Origin of the sequence: Kribbella sp. NPDC051587 (assembly GCF_044453945.1) — a bacterium.
In the GTDB taxonomy this organism is placed as follows: Bacteria; Actinomycetota; Actinomycetes; order Propionibacteriales; family Kribbellaceae; genus Kribbella.
In genome coordinates, this window is sequence record NZ_JBITDE010000017.1 from 148,921 (window position 1) to 166,052 (window position 17,132).

Annotated in this window: 19 protein-coding genes; 10 read left to right on the forward strand and 9 right to left on the reverse strand. The window is 68.7% G+C overall.

Annotation, left to right across the window (positions count from 1 at the left end):
* A complete protein-coding gene (locus ACIA49_RS38320) occupies positions 1-1,062 on the forward strand; it encodes an alpha/beta hydrolase (RefSeq protein WP_396383191.1) in 1,062 nt (353 codons plus the stop codon).
* Positions 1,059-1,427, forward strand: coding sequence for a hypothetical protein (locus ACIA49_RS38325; protein WP_396383192.1), 369 nt, complete (start codon positions 1,059-1,061; stop codon positions 1,425-1,427). The genes ACIA49_RS38320 and ACIA49_RS38325 overlap by 4 nt, the downstream gene beginning before the upstream one ends.
* A gap of 197 nt (positions 1,428-1,624) precedes the next feature.
* Here the strand turns inward: ACIA49_RS38325 and ACIA49_RS38330 are convergent, their stop codons facing one another.
* The 4 genes from ACIA49_RS38330 to ACIA49_RS38345 are packed head-to-tail and all read right to left on the reverse strand — an operon-like array spanning position 1,625 to position 4,233.
* Positions 1,625-2,002, reverse strand: coding sequence for a VOC family protein (locus tag ACIA49_RS38330; protein WP_396383193.1), 378 nt, complete (start codon positions 2,000-2,002; stop codon positions 1,625-1,627).
* On the reverse strand, positions 1,999-2,625 hold the full coding sequence (locus ACIA49_RS38335) for a class I SAM-dependent methyltransferase (RefSeq protein WP_396383194.1): 627 nt from the start codon (positions 2,623-2,625) through the stop codon (positions 1,999-2,001). The genes ACIA49_RS38330 and ACIA49_RS38335 overlap by 4 nt, the downstream gene beginning before the upstream one ends.
* A 34-nt stretch (positions 2,626-2,659) precedes the next feature.
* On the reverse strand, positions 2,660-3,508 hold the full coding sequence (locus ACIA49_RS38340) for a fumarylacetoacetate hydrolase family protein (protein ID WP_396383195.1): 849 nt from the start codon (positions 3,506-3,508) through the stop codon (positions 2,660-2,662).
* Between the two features lie 29 nt (positions 3,509-3,537).
* Positions 3,538-4,233 (reverse strand): GntR family transcriptional regulator, encoded by a 696-nt coding sequence (locus ACIA49_RS38345; protein WP_396383196.1) that lies wholly within the window; start codon positions 4,231-4,233, stop codon positions 3,538-3,540.
* Between the two features lie 122 nt (positions 4,234-4,355).
* Between ACIA49_RS38345 and ACIA49_RS38350 the strand changes: the two genes are divergently transcribed.
* From ACIA49_RS38350 to ACIA49_RS38375, 6 genes are read left to right on the forward strand one after another with little or no spacing between them, the layout of a single operon-like run.
* Positions 4,356-5,444 (forward strand): sugar ABC transporter substrate-binding protein, encoded by a 1,089-nt coding sequence (locus ACIA49_RS38350; protein WP_396383197.1) that lies wholly within the window; start codon positions 4,356-4,358, stop codon positions 5,442-5,444.
* Positions 5,441-6,529, forward strand: a complete 1,089-nt coding sequence (locus tag ACIA49_RS38355; protein ID WP_396383198.1) for a mandelate racemase/muconate lactonizing enzyme family protein — start codon at positions 5,441-5,443, stop codon at positions 6,527-6,529. Before ACIA49_RS38350 ends, ACIA49_RS38355 begins: the two co-directional genes overlap by 4 nt.
* The gene (locus ACIA49_RS38360) at positions 6,526-7,605 is read left to right on the forward strand and encodes an ABC transporter permease (protein WP_396383199.1); all 1,080 of its coding nucleotides are present in this window, start codon (positions 6,526-6,528) and stop codon (positions 7,603-7,605) included. Before ACIA49_RS38355 ends, ACIA49_RS38360 begins: the two co-directional genes overlap by 4 nt.
* Positions 7,602-8,597, forward strand: coding sequence for an ABC transporter permease (locus tag ACIA49_RS38365; RefSeq protein WP_396383200.1), 996 nt, complete (start codon positions 7,602-7,604; stop codon positions 8,595-8,597). The genes ACIA49_RS38360 and ACIA49_RS38365 overlap by 4 nt, the downstream gene beginning before the upstream one ends.
* Entirely contained in the window at positions 8,594-10,111 is a 1,518-nt protein-coding gene (locus ACIA49_RS38370; RefSeq protein ID WP_396383201.1) for a sugar ABC transporter ATP-binding protein, read from the forward strand. Before ACIA49_RS38365 ends, ACIA49_RS38370 begins: the two co-directional genes overlap by 4 nt.
* A 22-nt stretch (positions 10,112-10,133) precedes the next feature.
* Positions 10,134-10,973, forward strand: a complete 840-nt coding sequence (locus ACIA49_RS38375; protein ID WP_396383202.1) for an amidohydrolase family protein — start codon at positions 10,134-10,136, stop codon at positions 10,971-10,973.
* Here the strand turns inward: ACIA49_RS38375 and ACIA49_RS38380 are convergent.
* Genes ACIA49_RS38380 through ACIA49_RS38390 form a run of 3 tightly spaced genes read right to left on the reverse strand, consistent with a single transcriptional unit; the run spans position 10,970 to position 13,628 of the window.
* Entirely contained in the window at positions 10,970-11,959 is a 990-nt protein-coding gene (locus ACIA49_RS38380) for a B12-binding domain-containing protein (RefSeq protein ID WP_396383203.1), read from the reverse strand. The genes ACIA49_RS38375 and ACIA49_RS38380 overlap by 4 nt on opposite strands.
* Complete coding sequence (locus tag ACIA49_RS38385) at positions 11,956-13,227, reverse strand: PP2C family protein-serine/threonine phosphatase (protein WP_396383204.1); 1,272 nt, start codon at positions 13,225-13,227, stop codon at positions 11,956-11,958. The genes ACIA49_RS38380 and ACIA49_RS38385 overlap by 4 nt, the downstream gene beginning before the upstream one ends.
* Complete coding sequence (locus ACIA49_RS38390) at positions 13,224-13,628, reverse strand: STAS domain-containing protein (RefSeq protein WP_396383205.1); 405 nt, start codon at positions 13,626-13,628, stop codon at positions 13,224-13,226. Before ACIA49_RS38390 ends, ACIA49_RS38385 begins: the two co-directional genes overlap by 4 nt.
* A 207-nt stretch (positions 13,629-13,835) precedes the next feature.
* Here ACIA49_RS38390 and ACIA49_RS38395 point away from each other — a divergent pair, with 207 nt between their 5' ends.
* Together ACIA49_RS38395 and ACIA49_RS38400 are read left to right on the forward strand one after the other, a co-directional pair.
* Entirely contained in the window at positions 13,836-14,522 is a 687-nt protein-coding gene (locus ACIA49_RS38395) for a GAF and ANTAR domain-containing protein (RefSeq protein WP_396383206.1), read from the forward strand.
* A gap of 73 nt (positions 14,523-14,595) precedes the next feature.
* Positions 14,596-15,207, forward strand: a complete 612-nt coding sequence (locus tag ACIA49_RS38400; protein WP_396383207.1) for a GAF and ANTAR domain-containing protein — start codon at positions 14,596-14,598, stop codon at positions 15,205-15,207.
* On the opposite strand, the gene ACIA49_RS38405 is transcribed toward ACIA49_RS38400, so the two are convergent.
* Positions 15,196-15,999 (reverse strand): alpha/beta hydrolase family protein, encoded by an 804-nt coding sequence (locus ACIA49_RS38405; RefSeq protein WP_396383208.1) that lies wholly within the window; start codon positions 15,997-15,999, stop codon positions 15,196-15,198. The two genes, ACIA49_RS38400 and ACIA49_RS38405, sit on opposite strands and share 12 nt — an antisense overlap.
* A 19-nt stretch (positions 16,000-16,018) precedes the next feature.
* Positions 16,019-17,110, reverse strand: coding sequence for a DNA polymerase IV (locus tag ACIA49_RS38410; RefSeq protein WP_396383209.1), 1,092 nt, complete (start codon positions 17,108-17,110; stop codon positions 16,019-16,021).
* Between the last annotated feature and the right edge of the window lie 22 nt (positions 17,111-17,132).

Consider the following 17,132-nt stretch of genomic DNA (forward strand, 5'->3'; position numbering starts at 1 on the left):
ATGAGTGAGCTCGCCTCGCGGTATCGCGAGAACTACGCGCGCCTGCTCGCCGCCCGTCAACACCTTCAGCAAGCAGTCGACGCCGGTACGGCGACCGCCCACGACCGCAAGCGGCTCGAGACCGTCACCGAGCTGCTCACACCGGTCAAGGGCACCGACGTCGATGCCGATGGCAACGTCATCGCGGTCGAACGGCCCCGTCAGTTCCTGTCGGTCGACCCGCTCGGTCAAGGCCGGGCGGTCGAGGTACACGGTGATCTCGAGCAGGCGCAGAACGTCGCCGTACTGGTTCCGGGCATGGGCAACAACCTGGAGACCTTCCGCGGGCAGTCCGACCGTGCCGACCTGATCCGGACTGAGGCCGGCCCGGGTACGGCGACGATCGCGTGGCTCGACTACGACTCACCGCAGGGCCTCGTCGAGGCCGCGAGCAAGGAGGCCGCCCTCGACGGCGGCCCGCGCCTCGCGACCTTCCTGACCGACCTGCGCGACCTGACCAACGCCACGACCACCCTGGTCGGCCACTCCTACGGCACCGACGTCGTCGGCCAGGCCCTGTTGAACGGCGGTCGCGCCGACCGGGTCGTCCTCACCGGCTCGCCTGGCATCACCAAGTACGTCGACGAGGCCGCCGACTTCGTCCAACTGCCCACCCGCCTGTACGTCGAACGCGCTCCCGGCGACTACGTGTCGTACTCCGAATGGCACGGCCCCGACCCGGCCACCTTCCCGGACGCGATCCGGATGGCGACGAACGCCGACGAGGCTGTCTCGGTGCACTGGCACAACGAGTACTACCGCGTGAACAGCGAGGCCCTCCGCAACATCGGCCGCGTCGTCCGCGGCGACCTCGACTCGATCACCACCACCGGCACCAGCCGCTCCCAAGAAACCAAGCTCGCCTGGGGCACGGTCCTCAACAAGGCCGCCGGCGTGGCCCACAAGGTCTACGACGGCCTAGCGCCCCCTTCCGTCAATCGCGCTCCCCACCCCACCGGCCGCGCGACCGCGCGCCCGACCGGCGCCCCCCGACCACGGACCACGGAAGGACCCCGGCGATGACCACCCCCCGCGACACCCTCCGCGACGAACTACTCGCCGTCGCGGCCGCCGTCGTACCGGATCAGCAGCCCGTCGTCACCCACGACCCCGGCCCCATCAACCCCGGCGCCCTCTTCGACGGCCGCGGCCCCGCCACCATCGCCCGCATCACGGTGCAGACCGGCAACCCCGCCGCCCCCGACCCCGCCGCCGCCATCACCGCCGCCGCCGAAGCCTTCCGCGCCCGCGGCTGGACCGCCACCATCGCCCCCACCGAAAACGGCCACCACCGAGCCACCGCCACCCGCGAAAACCTCGACGTAGCCATCCACGCCTGGACCACCGACTGGCGCCTAACCCTCACCGGCGAAACCCCGGTCGCCTAACCAAGCCGCTCCGGTGAAGAACAGCCCAACAGCGGCGGACCGCTGCCACTGTCTAACTGGGTAGCCCAGTAGTGCGCCCACGCTCAGCGCGCCCCACCCGGACCACTAACGAGCGAGTTGCACAGTGGCGCAGGTCCGCATCCGTCGCCCGGTCCGTTCAGTTGGATGACTGCAAGATAGTTCAGCACTCTGAGTGCTCAGGTGGTGGCGGCTCGTTCGGTGGCGCTGCGGAGGACGCAGAACTCGTTGCCTTCGGGGTCGTGCATGACGACCCAGCCGGTGCCGTCGGGGTTGCGGAGGTCGTGGGCGATGGTGGCGCCGAGGGTTTGGAGCCAGGCGACCTCGGCGTCGCGGGTGCCGTCTGGTTCCAGGCAGAGGTGGACCCGGTTCTTGACGACCTTTTCGTCGTTGTTCTGCTCGAAGAGGAGGGTCATGCCTTCGGTGATGACTTCGGCGCCGGGGTCGCCGGGGTGGTCGTCTTCGTGGCGGGAGGCTCGGAGGACCTGGACCCAGAAGCCGGCCAGCTCGTAGGGGTCGTGGGTATCGAACGTCACCGTTCGCACGCGTGAGGTCATTTCGTGAACACCAGCCGATCTTCTGGAATCTCAGCCTCCAGGTACGGCGTGAAGCCGGCCGCAACCGCAAGCTCTGTCAACTGCTCCGGCAACCAGCGATGGACCCACAGGTCCATCGGGAGATCGCCGTACCCCGAGGTCTTGTGGGTGGACTCCTCGCCGACATGAAATCCCATCAGCAGCACACCGCCCGGCGCCAGCACGCGGTGGAACTCGGACAACGCCACCGGTACGACGTCGCGCGGCAGATGGATGATCGACCACCAGGTGACTACGCCGCCGAAGGAGTCGTCGGGAAACTCGAGCGCGGTCATCGAGCCGACGCGGAAGTCGAGCTCAGGGTGGTCGCGCTGGGCGACCTCGATCATCCCCGGGGACAGGTCGAGCCCGATCACGCAGTTCGGGCCGGCGAGGTCGGTCGCGGGGTGGGCGGTGCTCGTGGCGAGGAGGGCGGTGGTGCGGCCGGGGCCGCAGCCGGCGTCGAGGACCGGCCGTCCGGCCGCTAGCCGCGCGACCAGGTCGAAGCCTTCGATCTCCCAATCGGGACCGTCCACCACGCGCTCGGCGTACGAGGTGGCGACGGTGTCGTAGGAGGTGCGGATGCCCGGTAGTGCGTCTGTCATGGCGCGACCCTAGAGGGCCGCGCCGACAGAAACCCTAGGCCTTACCGAGGGACTGCTTCTGCTTGCCGAGGCCTTCGATCTCCAGCTCCATCACGTCGCCGGGGGACAGGTAGGGGAAGCGGCCGGACAGGGCCACGCCCTCCGGCGTACCGGTGTTCACGATGTCGCCGGGGCTGAGCACCATGTACTGCGAGAGGTCGCGGATCAGCGCGGCGACCGAGAAGATCAGGTCGCGGGTGTTCGAGTCCTGGCGAGGCTCGCCGTTCACGAAGGACTTAAGGTCAAGGTTGGTGGGGTCGACCTCGTCGGCCGGGACGAGTGCCGGGCCGAGCGGGTTGAAGGTCTCGCAGCACTTGCCCTTGGACCACTGACCGCCGGATTCCTCGATCTGGAAGGCGCGCTCGGAGACGTCGTTCGAGACGGCGTACCCGGCGACACAGGCCAGGGCCTCCTCGTCGGTCTCGACGTACCGGGCCTGCTTGCCGATGATCACGGCGAGCTCGACCTCCCAGTCGGTCTTGACCGAACCGCGCGGGACCAGGACGTCGTCGTACGGGCCGACGACGGTGTTCGGGTGCTTGAAGAACACGATCGGCTGCTTCGGCGGCGCGGACCCGGACTCGGCCGCGTGTGCGGCGTAGTTCATCCCGATGCAGACGACGGCGCCCGGACGAGCGATCGGGGCGCCGACCCGCAGGCCGTCCGTCGCGGCGGCCGTCAGCTCACCGGCCTCGAGCGCGGCGCGGGTCCGGGCGATGCCGTCACCCGCCAGGAACGCGCCGTCGATGTCGGCGGTGAGCGGGCTCAGGTCGTAGACGGTGCCGTCGGTGGCGCGCACGAACGGGCGCTCCTCGCCGACCGCGCCGAGGCGCAGCAGTTCCACAGGGGTTCTCCTGATTCAGAAGGACGGACTCACTCTTGGTCGAACATCGGTCGCAGCCGTTCGCGGGACGCCTCGATGTGTGCCCGCATCGCCGCGGCCGCCTCCTCGGGGTCGCCCTTGCGGACGGCGGCCACGACGGTCTTGTGCTCCCGCAGCGCCTTCGTCGCGATCCCGCCGCCGTAGTACAGCCGGAACAGGTGCAGGTGGCAGTGCGTGCGGGCGAAGGACAGCCGCGTGGTCTCGTTGCCGGCCAGCTCCAGCACCAGGTCGTGGAAGCGCTGGTCGTGCGCAGCCATCGCCCGGTAGCTCTCGTACGCCGGCCGGTCCGGTACGTCGGTGTAGCTCAGCATCTCGTCCTTGAGCCGGACGAGGTCCTCGGTGCCGGCCCGCTCCGCCGCCCGACCGGCCGCCCACGGCTCGATGTGCAGCCGGAACTCGAACAGGTCCTCGAACTCGGGCCGGCTCAGCCGTGACGACACCCGATAACCGCGCAGCGGCTCCTTGATCACCAGTCCGTCGGCCTCCAGCCGGGCCAGCGACTCCCGGATCGGGGTCTGCGAGATCCCCAGCTCACGGGTCAGGGCGTCGATGTTCAGCCGGGTGCCCGGCTCGACCACGCTGTCCATGATCAGGCCTTTGACGGTCTCGTAGACGTCGTCGCTCAGCACCTGTCGCTGCGGCAGCCGGGACAACTGCCCGGCCAGACCAACATGCGCATCAGTCACAGTGCATTCCTCCCGACCCATAGTCTGCCCGACTCGCATCGTTACCGGGGCGAGTCTTGACGCCTTCAGTGTGAGGCGGCAGCATCAGGTTGGCAATATCCTATAGGATCTGGAGTCCGCTCATGACCGTCGCTCTCCGTCGAACCGCTCTCTGCCTCGCGACCTTCGCGCTGGTCGCGACCGGCTGTACGACCAAGCCCGCCGACCCGACCTCCGGCGGAGCACCGAAGGACGACGCGTCCAGCGGAGCCAGTTCCGGCCCGGTGACCCTGAAGGACGGCTCCCAGGTCAAGCTAGCGCTGATCCCGGGCGGCGCGCACCCCTATTTCCAGCCGTGGAAGACCACCGCCGACACCGACAAGACCGACTTCAAACTCGGTGGCGTCACGTTCAACGAGACCGGCGAGTGGGACCAGGGCAAGCAGAACAACGTGATCAACTCGCTGGCCGCGCAGGGGTACAACGCGTTCGGCATCTTCGGCGTGTCGCCGACCGACATCAACTCGACCTTCGAGGACCTGAAGGCGAAGGGGTTCGCGGTCGGTTCGCTGGCCTCCTGCCCGGCGGGTGACACCAACGAGGCCGACTTCTGCCTGTCCACGGATGTCGAGGCGGCGGCGTACAAGGCGGCCAAGGCAACCATCGAGGCGATCGGCGGCCAGGGCACGATCGTGCACCTGACCGGCAACAACGTCGACTCGAACACCCAGCGCCGGATCGCCGGGGTGAAGAAGGCGGTCGCCGAGACAGGAGGCAAGGTCACCGAGCTGCCGGTGATCACCGACATCGACAAGGACCTGTCCACCGCGCAGAAGGCGGTCGCCGACCTGCTCGCCTCCAAGGGCAAGGACATCAAGGGCATCGTCACCACGGCGTACAACCCGGCCGTGGCCGCGGCCGACGGGGTTGCCTCCAGCAAGCTTCCGATCAAGGTCGTCGCGATCGACGACGACGCGAAGATCCTGTCCGGGATCAAGTCCGGCGGGGTCGCCGCGACCGTCACGCAGAACCCGGTCGGCCAGGCGTACGTCGGCGGCTGGCTGCTCGCGCTGCTGCAGTCCAAGCAGTGCACGATGAAGACGCCCGGTGTGATCGTGGACTCCGGCTCGTTCGTGGTGACGAAGACCAACGTGGATACGTACGACGACGAGCGCAAGGCGAAGACCAAGGCGCTGCAGACCGAGTTCGAGAAGCAGTTGAGCTGCCAGTGAGCGCAATCACGAAGGCGTCGGCATACCTGGTCGATCTTGAGGTCGAGACGGTCCGGACCGATGCAGTGCAGTCGTTCCTCAAGCAGGAGACCGTGTTCGTCTCGCTGGAGACGTCGGACGGGCTGAGTGGGCTGGGGTACTCGTACACGATCGGTACGGGCGGAACCGCCGTACTGGCGTTGTTGCGGGACCATCTGCTGCCACGGCTGATCGGGAAGGACGCACGCAACGTCGAGGCGTTGTGGTCGGACCTGTTCTGGTCGACGCACGCAACCACGGTCGGTGCGATCACCTCGCTGGCGTTGGCTGCTGTCGACACCGCGCTGTGGGATCTGCGGTGTCTGCGGGCTGCTGAGCCGTTGTGGCGGTTGGCTGGTGGCTACCGTCAGCAGGTGCCCTTGTACGACACCGAGGGTGGCTGGCTGCACCTGACCACGGATGAGCTCGTTGCGGGCGCTCTGGCGTCGCAGAAGGCTGGCTGGCCGGGTGTGAAGCTCAAGGTGGGCAAGCCGCGCGTCCACGAGGACCTGGAGCGACTGCGCGCCGTACGGGATGCTGTCGGGCCCGCTTTGGACATCATGGTCGATGCGAACCAGTCGATGACGTACGCCGAGGCCAAGCGTCGAGCGGCTGCGTTCGAGTCGGTGGACCTGTCGTGGTTCGAGGAGCCGTTGCCGGCGGACGATGTGACCGGCCACGTGCGGCTGGCTTCGGCGACGTCGATTCCCATTGCCGTGGGGGAGTCGCTGTACTCGATCTCGCAGTTCCGGGAGTACGTCGCCGCTGGTGGAGCCGGAATCGTCCAGGTGGACGTGGCGCGGGTCGGTGGCATCACGCCGTGGCTGAAGGTCGCGCACCTGGCCGAGGCGTTCAACCTGGAGGTGTGTCCGCACTTCCTGATGGAGATCCACGTCAGCCTGACCGCCGCCGTACCGAACGGCCGGTACGTCGAGCACATCCCGCAGCTGCGAGCCATCACCCGTTCTGAGATGTCCGTGGTGGACGGTCACGCCGTCGCACCGGATGTGCCGGGGCTGGGGATCGACTGGGACTCTGACGCGATCGACGATCGGCGCGTCTCATGAGTGCCCCGGTGTCGGAGACCGCGACCCAGGCGTTGCAGGAGGACGCACCGGTCGAGAAGCCGCCGCGCGGCACACCATGGTGGGCCAACCAGCGCATCGGGTTGCTGATCCTCGTCGTACTGCTGGGTGCTCTGTTCGGTGTGCTGCGGCCGGCGTTCTTCAATCAGCAGCTGGTGGTCTTCCCGCTGCTGCGTGACATCGCGATGTTCACCGTGGTCGGGCTGGCGCAGCTGTGTGTGCTGTCGATCGGCCACATGAACCTCGCCGTCGGCCGGATGGCGGCGTTCTCGATGATGATCACCGGGATCTCCTACGACCTGTGGCACTTCACCCTGTACTCCGGTCTCCTGGTGGGGCTGGTGGCAGGTACGGCGATCGGTGCGTTGGCCGGCTGGGTGATCGCGCGGACCGGGGTCAACTCGTTCGTGGTGACGCTGGCGCTGGACTTCCTCCTGCTGGGCATGATTCCGCTCGTCTACACCTCGCTGACGGACAACGCGGCGTTCGTGGTCAAGCCGCCGGGCATGCGGGAGCTGCGGAACTACTCGCTGGCCGATGTGTGTGTCGGCAACGTGTGCGGGTCGCCCGCCGTACCGCAGCTGGCCCTCTTCGCCGTGATCGCCATGGTGGTCGTGGGCTGGATCTACTCACGCACTCGGCTCGGCCGTGAGCTGCTGATGACCGGTTCTTCCGTGAAGGCTGCGGAGCTGTCCGGCATCCCCACTGCGCGCCGGGTGATCACCGCGCACGCCATGTCCGGTTGCCTGGCCGCGCTGGCCGGATTCATGCTGGCCGTCTCGACCGGCTCGATCAAGGCCACGATCGGCGAGGAGTTCATGCTCCCGTCGTTCCTCGGGCCGATCCTCGGCGGCACCTTGCTGGCCGGTGGTTTCGTCTCGATCTGGGGCACGCTGATCGGTACGGCGCTCACCTCCGTCATCCGCAAGGGTCTCGACCTGCTCGGTGTCGGGCTGGAGAGCTTGAACATCTACCTCGGTCTGATCCTGTTGCTGGCGCTGTCGACCGACCGCGTCCGAACAGTCCTGTCCGAGCGGCAGGAGGTGCGCCGACAATGAAACGCTTCGCTCGCTCGACCGAGATGACGTTGCTCGTCATCGGCATCGTGTTCTTCGTGGGCCTGGTGATCGCCTCCGGCGGTGACCTGCTCGCAGCGAATTCCTTAAGAGTGCTCCTTCAGTTCCTTGCCGTGCCGATCCTGATCGGATTGGCTCAAATGGTGGTGCTCGCAGTGGGTCAACTCAACCTGGCCGTCGGCGCGATCGGTGGATTCGCGGCGGCGGCGATGGGCGTGCTGATGGCCGATCACGGGGTGCCGGTCCCGCTGGCGCTGCTGATCGGGTTCCTGCTCGCCGGGATCGTCGGTCTGCTGAACGGCGTGCTCGTGGTGCTGACCCGGATCAACGGGTTCATCGTCACGCTGGCGACGATGACGATCCTGCTCGGCGTGCAGTACCGGCTGGTCGGGACGCGGACGGTCGACGCCTATCCGCAAGGACTGAAGACCTTCGGGGCGGCGGCGCTGTTCGGGATCGTGCCGTGGATCTTCATCGTGGCGTTGATCGTGGCCGGGCTGCTCGCAGTGATGCTGAAGCGGACGGTGCCGGGCCGGCAGTTGCTCGCCTCCGGTGGGAACCCGATCGCCGCCCGGCTGTCCGGGATCTCCAACGACCGCTCGGTGATCGTCGCGCACGCGTTGTCCGGGGCGATCCTCGGCATCGCCGCGATTCTCACCGTTGCTTCGTCGCCGGGGGTGAACAAGAGCATCGGCGGCGACTGGCTGCTGCCCTCGTTCGCTGCGCCGATCATCGGTGGCGCATTGCTCACCGGCGGATCGGCCGTCGTACTGGGGACTGTGCTGGCGGCGTTCATCGTGCGGTTCGTGGACACCGCGCGGGCCGAGTTCTCGCTCGAACCCTCCTGGGTGAACTTCGTGGTCGGTGCCGTCGTCCTCGGCTCGGTCGTGCTCGGACAGGTCAGGACTCGTCGGCAGGACCGGAGGTCAGTGGTGAAATCACCCGACGCGGTGGTTGCCGGAGGTGTGTCATGACGCTGTTCCAGGCCGCGGAGATCGTGAAGGTCTTCCCCGGCGTTCGTGCGCTCGACGGCGTGACGCTTTCACTGGAGGCGGGTTCCGTTCATGCCTTGCTCGGTGAGAACGGGGCCGGCAAGTCGACGCTGATCAAGGTGATCACCGGGCTCTACCGTCCCGATGGGGGTCGGCTGCTGCTTGACGGTCGCGAGGTGTCGTTCGGGTCGCCGCACGAGTCGGCCTCGGCCGGGATCGGCGTCGTCCACCAGGAGCGCAACCTGATCCCCGGCTTCACGGTCGGGGAGAACATCCTGCTCCAGAAGTTGCCGACGTCGCGCGGCCTGGTCGACCGGGCCGCGATCCGGTCCGAGGCATCGCGGTGGTTGGCCGAGCTCGAGCTCGACATCGACCCGGATCAACCGGTCACCGAGCTGTCGGTCGCGCAGGCGCAGCTGGTCGAGATCGCCAAGGCGCTGTCGGTGGAGAGTCGCGTGCTGCTGCTCGACGAGCCGACCGCGTCGATCACTCCCAACGAAGCGGCCCTGCTCTTCCGGGTGGTGGAGAAGCTGAAGGACGACGGGCGTGCGGTGCTGTTCGTCAGCCACAAGCTGGAGGAGGTTTTCCAGATCTGCGACACCGTCACCGTGCTTCGCGATGGCGCCTCGGTGCTGTCCGGCGGTGCACTGTCCGAGCTCACCCGTGACCAGGTCGTCGACCTGATGGTCGGCCGGGTGCACGAGGCACTCAACCTGCCCGACCGGACCGTCGACACCGCGGCCGCTCCGATCCTGGAGCTGCGCGGCGTCGGTACGGCGACCGGTCACGCCGAGGTGGATCTGACCGTGCGACCGGGTGAGATCGTCGGGTTGTACGGTCTGGTCGGCGCCGGGCGGAGTGAGCTGGCCAAGGCGCTGCTCGGACTGGATCGGATCACCGCCGGCGAGGTGCTGGTGCGCGGCAAGGCGGTGAAGATCCGCACGGTCCGCGATGCCCTGCGCAACCACAAGATCGGTTACGTCACCGAGAACCGCAAGGAAGAAGGCGTCTTCCTCGAGCAGTCGGTCGCGCGGAACATCGCCGTCACGATCTGGGACCGTCTCCGGAAACTCCTCGGCTACGTCCCCGCCAAGGCCGAGACCGAGATCGTCACGTCGTACGTCGAACAACTCGGGATCCGGATCGCGTCCCCGTCCCAGCTCGCCGGCACCCTGTCGGGTGGCAACCAGCAAAAGGTGTCGCTGGCCAAATGGCTGGCCGCGCAGACCGAGATCCTGATCATCGACGAGCCCACGGTCGGCATCGACGTCCGCACCAAGGACGCCTTCCACACGCTCATCTGGGACCTCGCCGCCAACGGCCTCGCCATCCTGCTGATCACCTCGGACCTCCCCGAGATGATCACCCTCGCCGACCGCGTCGTCGTCATGCGCGACCACCGCATCCGCGGCGAACTTCCCAACGACCACGACTACGACCACATGAGCCAGCAAGTCATCCGTCTCATCCACGCGGAAGGCACCACCGCGGCATGAGCGAGCCAGAGATCGGAGCGGTATGAGCAGAGTCGACGCCCACCACCACGTGTGGGACCTGACTGTCCGGGACCAGTCCTGGATGGTCGGGCCCGACTTCGCCCCGATTCGCCGCAACTTCAGTGTCGAGGATCTCGCCCCTCTCGCCGCCGCTGCCGACATCACCGCCACCGTCCTGGTGCAGACCGCCAGCGTTCTGGCCGAGACCGGCGAGTTCCTAGAAGTTGCCGCCAGCAACGACTTGGTGGCTGGCGTCGTGGGGTGGGTCGACCTGACCGCGCCCGACGTCGCCGACGTACTGGCTGAGCTCCAAGCCCGCCCGGACGGCCAGTGGCTGAAGGGAATCCGGCACCAGGTGCACGACGAGCCGGATCTCGAGTGGTTACTGCGCCCCGACGTCCAACGCGGTCTGGCCGCTGTCGCCGACGCCGGCCTCGTCTACGACCTCCTCACCAAAGCCCCGCACCTACCGGCGGCGATCAAGGTCGCCCAAGCCCTGCCGCAGCTCTCCTTCGTCGTCGACCACATCTCCAAGCCGGTCGTCGGCGGTCCTCTCGACCCCTGGGCCGCCGACCTCCGCGCCCTGGCGGCCCTCCCCAACGTGACCTGCAAACTCTCCGGCATGGTCACCGAGGCCGACTGGTCCACCTGGACCCCCGCCGACCTCAAGCCCTACGCCGACGTGGTCCTCGACGCCTTCACCCCCGACCGCGTCATGTTCGGCTCCGACTGGCCCGTCTGCCTCCTCGCCGCGTCGTACGCCGATGTCGTAGCCGCAGCCGAAACCCTCACCGACCACTTGACCCCCACCGAACGCGAGGCCGTCTTCACCACCACAGCCACCACCACCTACAACCTCTAGCTGGGCCAGGCGGTGGTGAGGAGTGCGCCGGCCAGGGGGTAGTCGCGGAGGGCGCGGGTCATGGTTGTGTGCAGGGCGTTGGGGAGGTGGGGTGGTGCGCCTCGGCTGTTGAGGAGCTCTGAGATCCACCAGACGGTCTCGGAGATCGCCCTTGGGTCGGCGGTCAGGAGGGCGGCCCAGATGGCGTGCAGGAGCAGATCGACGCAGTCGCGAGCCAGGTCGACATCCGCGAACGCGTCGCCGGGCCAGTCGGACGTGATGGTGGTCAGGAGCTCGGTGTGGGCGAGGTCGAGCGCCGCCTGTTCCGTGACCGGGCCGTCTGGGAGCGGTACGGCGGGTGCGACGACTGGTGGGATGGTGCGCAGGGCTTGGATGGCGCCGGCTGCGTCCGGGGCCCAGGCGGTGGCGCCGAGGCTCTGGGCGCGGAGGTCGTCGGCGCCGAAGGCGGGGCCGCCGACGAGGACGGGGATGCCGGCGGCGGTGGCGGCTTCGATGAAGCGGCGGGCGGTGGGGAGTGAGCCGAGCATCGAGCAGCTGACGGCCAGGGCGTCCGGGCCCAGGTCCTGCAGGTACTGACTGAGCCGTAGCGCCGGGGTGGAGGCGCCGAGCAGGGTGGTGTCCCAGCCGTCGGAGCGCAGCGCACAGTCGATGATCATCGCGGGCAGGGCGTGCCATTCACGTTCGGCGCAGGCGACGACGACCCGACCACGAGTGACCGGCAACCGCCGTACCTGACGAGTGACGGCTTCGGTGGCCGCGGTGGCGACCGCGGTCGCCGCGTGCTCGCGAGCGACCGACCATTCACCGCGCTGCCAGCGGTCGCCGACGGCTCGCTGAGCCGCCACGACCACCTCGGTCAGCAGAGTGACCGGGTCCGCTCCGGCGGCCAGCGCCTCCTCGACGACAGCGAGCGCCGTCGTGATGTCGACCTCCGCCACCGCGTTCTCGAACCGGGTCAACGCCGGGGTCAGGTCAGTCAGCGTCATCGTGCACATCCCAGCGCCAGTACGGCGATGTCGTCGTGGGCCCGGCCGCCCAGATGTTCGAGAACGTCCTGTTCGATCGCAGCACAGATCACGTCGGCCGGAGCACCGGCGTACGGGCCGAGGAGGCTTGCGAGCCGCTCATGGCCGTAGAACCCGCTCTCACCGCGAGCCTCGTCGACTCCGTCGGTGAAGAGCACGAGTTGGTCGCCGGGGTCCAGCCGAACCGTCGTCGCGGAGTACTCGGCGACCGGAACGACACCCAGTACGGCGCCCTCCGCGCGCACCTCGGCGATTCCGCCCGAGGCGCGGATCAGCAGCGGCGGCGCATGCCCGGCCGCGGCCGCCGTGACCTCGAGCGAGCCGTCGTCGAGCGGCCGGACCCGCAGACAGATCATGGTGACGAAGCGGTTCGAGATGTCGTTGTGGAAGACCGTGTTCAGCGCGGACAGCAGGGCCGCGGGATCGGACTCGAAGTGGGCCGCGGTCCGCAGGCTTTGCCGGGCGCGGCCGGTCAGCACCGCCGCCTCGACGCCTTTGCCCGCGACGTCACCGAGTGCCACCAGCCAGTCGTCGCCGCGCGGGAAGATGTCGTAGAAGTCGCCGCCGATGTCGAGCTGATCGAACGCGGGCCGGTAGCGCGCGCCCAGGTCCAGACCGGGGATGGTCGGCAGCTCCGGCGGCAGCAGGCTCTGCTGCAACGCGCTGGCGATCTGGCTGCGCTGCTCGTACAGGCGTGCCGAGTCCAGTGCCATCGACGCGCGGACCGCGATCTGCTCGGCAGCCGCGACATCCTCGGGCGTGAACCCCCGCCCTTGGCCACGCACGGTGATCAATGCACCCATGGTCGATCCACGCGCCGTCAGACCGGTCCCGAGGACGTCGGCCGGACGCAGGGCGGCTGCCTGGTCGCGGAGCGCGCGGTGGGGGATCAGACCGAGGAGTCCGTCACCAAGGCCTTCGAGCGCCACATGGAGCAGCTCGGAACGGCCGGTCGCCAGTACCCGCTCGAGCGCCTGTCCGGCCAGCGCCCGTCGGGAGACCTTCACGATCGACGTGAGGTCGTCACCGCCGTACAGCTGGATGCCGCCGGTGCGCGGATTGATCAGCGCGACGGCTGCCCAGTCGGCGAATCCGGGGCGCAGGCTGTCGAGCAGCTGAAGCACCGACCGGCGGACGTTGAGCGATCCCGCCATCGTCAGACCGATCCCATCTACCAGGCTCGCTTCGTCCAGCAGACCCGGCTCGATCGCGAGCTCCGGGCCGTTCACGGGCTCAGCTCCTCGAAGCCCGGTACGACGGATTCGACCGGCGCCTCCGTCTCCGTGGCCGGCGCGCGCAGACTCGCGATGGCCTCGTCGACCGTCGGATACAGGGCGAACACCTTGTGCAGCTTGGTGATCTTGAAGATCTTCTGCAGCCGTGGCCCCGGCTCGGCCAGCAGCAGCGCGGTCGCGTCCTTGTGCGCACCGACCAGTACGCCGAGACCGCTGGAGTCCATGAACTCGACGCCGCTCAGGTCGACCACGACGGGACGGTCGCCGAGGACCTGCTTGAGCGCGGCCGTCATCGCCGGCGCGCTCTCCAGGTCGAGGTCGCCGATCACCGAGACCAGCAGATGGTCGTCCGCGGCGGTGGTCCGGATGGTCAGGTCGTCGTCATCGAAGGTCATGACGGCAGGTCTCCTCGCCACCGGACCGTCGGACGGCAGGAGTCAGGTGGACTCGATCGGTGCGCCCGGAGGACACAGGTCGATTCCCGGCTGCTTGCAGAACCGGTCAGCGGAACAAACCTAATGATCGGGGGCCGCTGGATCAACCACCCGGGCAGCCGGGGCTCTATGATCCGCGTGTTGGATCCGGTTCCCAGGGGGGAAATGATGGACAGTCGTGAACTTGTCGCGGTGATGGAACGGGTCGCGGTCGCGCTGCAGATGCCGATGACGATCGAGGAGACCCTCGACGAGATCACCACGGCCGCGGTCCGGACGATGCCGGCCGTCGACCACGCGAGTATCTCGATCACGGCGGCGGACCGGACGATCCGGACCCTCGCGCCGAGCGACGACAAGGCCCTCGAGGTCGACGCGCTGCAGTATTCCCTGGGCGAGGGACCCTGCCTGGACGCGGTGATCGAGGATCCGATCGTCCGCGCCGACGACCTGCGCGTGGACGACCGCTGGCCGCGCTTCGGCCCGCGCGCGGCCGAGCTCGGGATCGGCTCTCAGCTGGCGTTCCAGTTCCGGGCCGAGCCGCACATCCGGGGGGCCGTGAACCTGTTCGCGGACGGTGTCGGCGTGATCACCGAGGACGACGTACAGCTCGGGTTCCTGTTCGCGAACCTGGCCGCCGCCGCGCTGGGCTGGAGCCGGCAGAACGAGACACTGACCACCGCGCTGCGGTCCCGGGCCGAGATCGGCCAGGCGATCGGCATCGTGATGGAGCGGTACCAGCTCGATCACGACCGTGCGTTCGCCTTTCTGGTCCGCACCTCGCAGCACGGGAACATCAAGCTGCGCGACGTCGCCGCCGGAATCGTTGCCGACGCAAGCTCCAAGGCCGGGTAGGCTGGCGTCGATCTCCTGCAGGGTGGGATCGGGCGTCAGCCTGCCTACGGACCGCGTCGACGGAGTCCAGCCCGTGTCCCTTGCAGTTTCTCGCGATCGCCACCACGAAGCCGCCGCTTTCGCTGAGCTGGCCCTGCGCCTGCACGTCGTCCGCGACCTGGACGAGCTGGTGGCCACGATCGTGACCGCGGCCCAGGAGACCTTCGGCTGTGATCTCGCGGCAGTGGCCGTCCTCGGTCCTCGTCAGCAGGTGCGCAGCGTTGACGGACCGGCCGCCGACCTGGTCGAGGCAGCCGTCGCGACCGGCACCGGCGCGTGGTGGACGGCGCTGACGACGCGATCGATCCAGCACGAGGACGAGGCGGTCGTGCACGCTCCCATCACCCCGGGATCCGGTCGTCCGAGCGGCCTGCTGTCGCTCTGGCTGACCGAACCGGTCGACCTCCGACGGATCTCGCACTTCTGCACGTACGCCGGGATCGCGCTCGAGGGGCTGTGGTACCAGGAACGCCTGCGGCGCTCGATGGATACCCACGCCACCGTCGGGTCGGGGATCGGCATGCTGATGGAGCGCTACAGCCTCGACCGCGGCGCGGCGTACGACGTGATGTCGAAGATCGCGATCGAGGACGGGGTCCGCCTGAAAGAGATCGCGCAGCGCCTGCGCGAGGTCTCAGCGGAGTAGGCGGTCCGCCTCACTGCGAGTCGCCGTCCAGGCCGCGTGCGCGGGGTCGATGACCTCGAAGTGACCCGCGCCGGGGACCGTGGTGAGGGTGACGTCGTCGCCGGCGCGCTTGGCCGCGTCGAGGTAACCGGTGCTCTGGGGCAGCGGGACGACCGCGTCTCGGTTGCCGTGGATGAGAGCGACCGGGACTTTGAGCGGAAGACGCTGGATAGGGGACGCATCGGCGTACCGGTCTGGGTGCGCCTCGGGCGTGCCACCGAGAAAATCCTGTACGGCGCTGCCCCCGACCTGCTGGCGGTAAGCGGCGGCCAGGTCCAGTACGCCGGCCTGCGAGACGGCGCCGCAAAGGTGGACCCGGCCGGATCGGGCGGCGGCCCAGAGGGCGAGTTGGCCGCCGGCGGAGTGGCCGATGGCGATGACCTTGGTGAGGTCGATGCGGGGCTGGTCGGCGAGGGCGTCGATCGCGGCGGCGATGTCTTCGAAGGTGGTGGGCCAGCCGCCGCCGTTGCCGACTCGCCGGTACTCGATCGCGTAGCCGGCGATGCCGTGCTCGGCGAGGTCTGCGGCCAAGGGCGTGGCGAGGCTCATCCCGTACGCGCTCTGCCAGAAGCCGCCGTGGATGACCACGGCCGCCGGGACTTTCGCCGTACCGGGTGGCAGGTGGAGTTCGGCGACTTGGGACTCGTCATCGCCGTACGAGAGCTGCAAGGCACCGGAGGCGGCGGCGGGCTTGGCGGAGCAGCCAGCCAGCGGCAGGGAGGCAGCGGCGGCGAGGAGTACCCGTCGGTTCATCACCACAGTTCTTCGGGGCCTAGGCGTCCGAGGATGGGTCGACGGCGAACTCGACGCGTACGCCGAGCAGCCGGACCGGGCGGCGGAGCTCGAACTTCTCCAGCAGTTCAAGCGCGGTCGACGCGATCACCTCGGGATCCTGGGTGATCGCCTTCAGCTTGCGGCTCTTGATCGGCGTGAAGATTGAGGTGAACCGGACCTTCACCCAGACGCGCTGGATGCTGCGACCCTCCGCGACCACATCCCGCGTCACCTCCACCGCGATCCGGCGCAGCTCCGCCGCGACCTCGTCCGGCGTGGCCAGGTCGTGTTCGAACGTCTCCTCGCGGCTCCGCGACACCGGTTCCCGCGGTACGTCGGTCACCTCGGTGTCGCCGAGTCCGCGCCCGAGGGCGGCGTACCAGGCACCCATCTTCGGACCGAACCGCTTCTTCAGCTCATCGACATCCGCGGCCGCGAGCTCCGCCACCGTCGTCAGCCCGAGCTCCTGCAGATTGCGCTCCATCCGGCTGCCGATTCCCCAGAGCTCACGGACCGGCCGGTGGTCCATCACCTCGCCCCAGTTCGCGGCCGTCAGCCGGTAGACACCGGGGACGTCGGCGCCGGCGCCCTCGAACGACGTGGCGTGGGACCGCGGCTGCTTGGCGAAGTTCGTCGCCAGCTTCGCTCGCGTCTTGTTGTCCCCGATCCCGACCGAACACGTCAGCCCCGTGCGCTCCAGCACCGCGGCTCGCAGGGCGTTGGCCAGCTCTTCGGGAGGGTCGGGGGTCTCGGCGCCGACGAAGCACTCGTCCCAGCCCCACACCTCGACCACGACCGGAAACGCGCGCAGCGTGTCCATCACCTCGGCCGAGGCAGCGTCGTACGCGGCCGGATCCGACGGCAGGAAGACCGCGTCCGGGCACTTCTTGTACGCCGCCCGAATCGGCATCCCCGAGTGGACGCCGAACTCACGAGCCTCGTACGACGCGGTCGCCACCACCTGGCGTGGTTTCGTGGGATCGCCCGAACCACCCACCACGACCGGCAGCCCGCGCAGCTCGGGCCGGCGCCGGATCTCGACGGCCGCGATGAACTGGTCCATGTCCACATGCAGGATCCACCAGCTCATCGCGACCTCCTCTCCGCAAGCA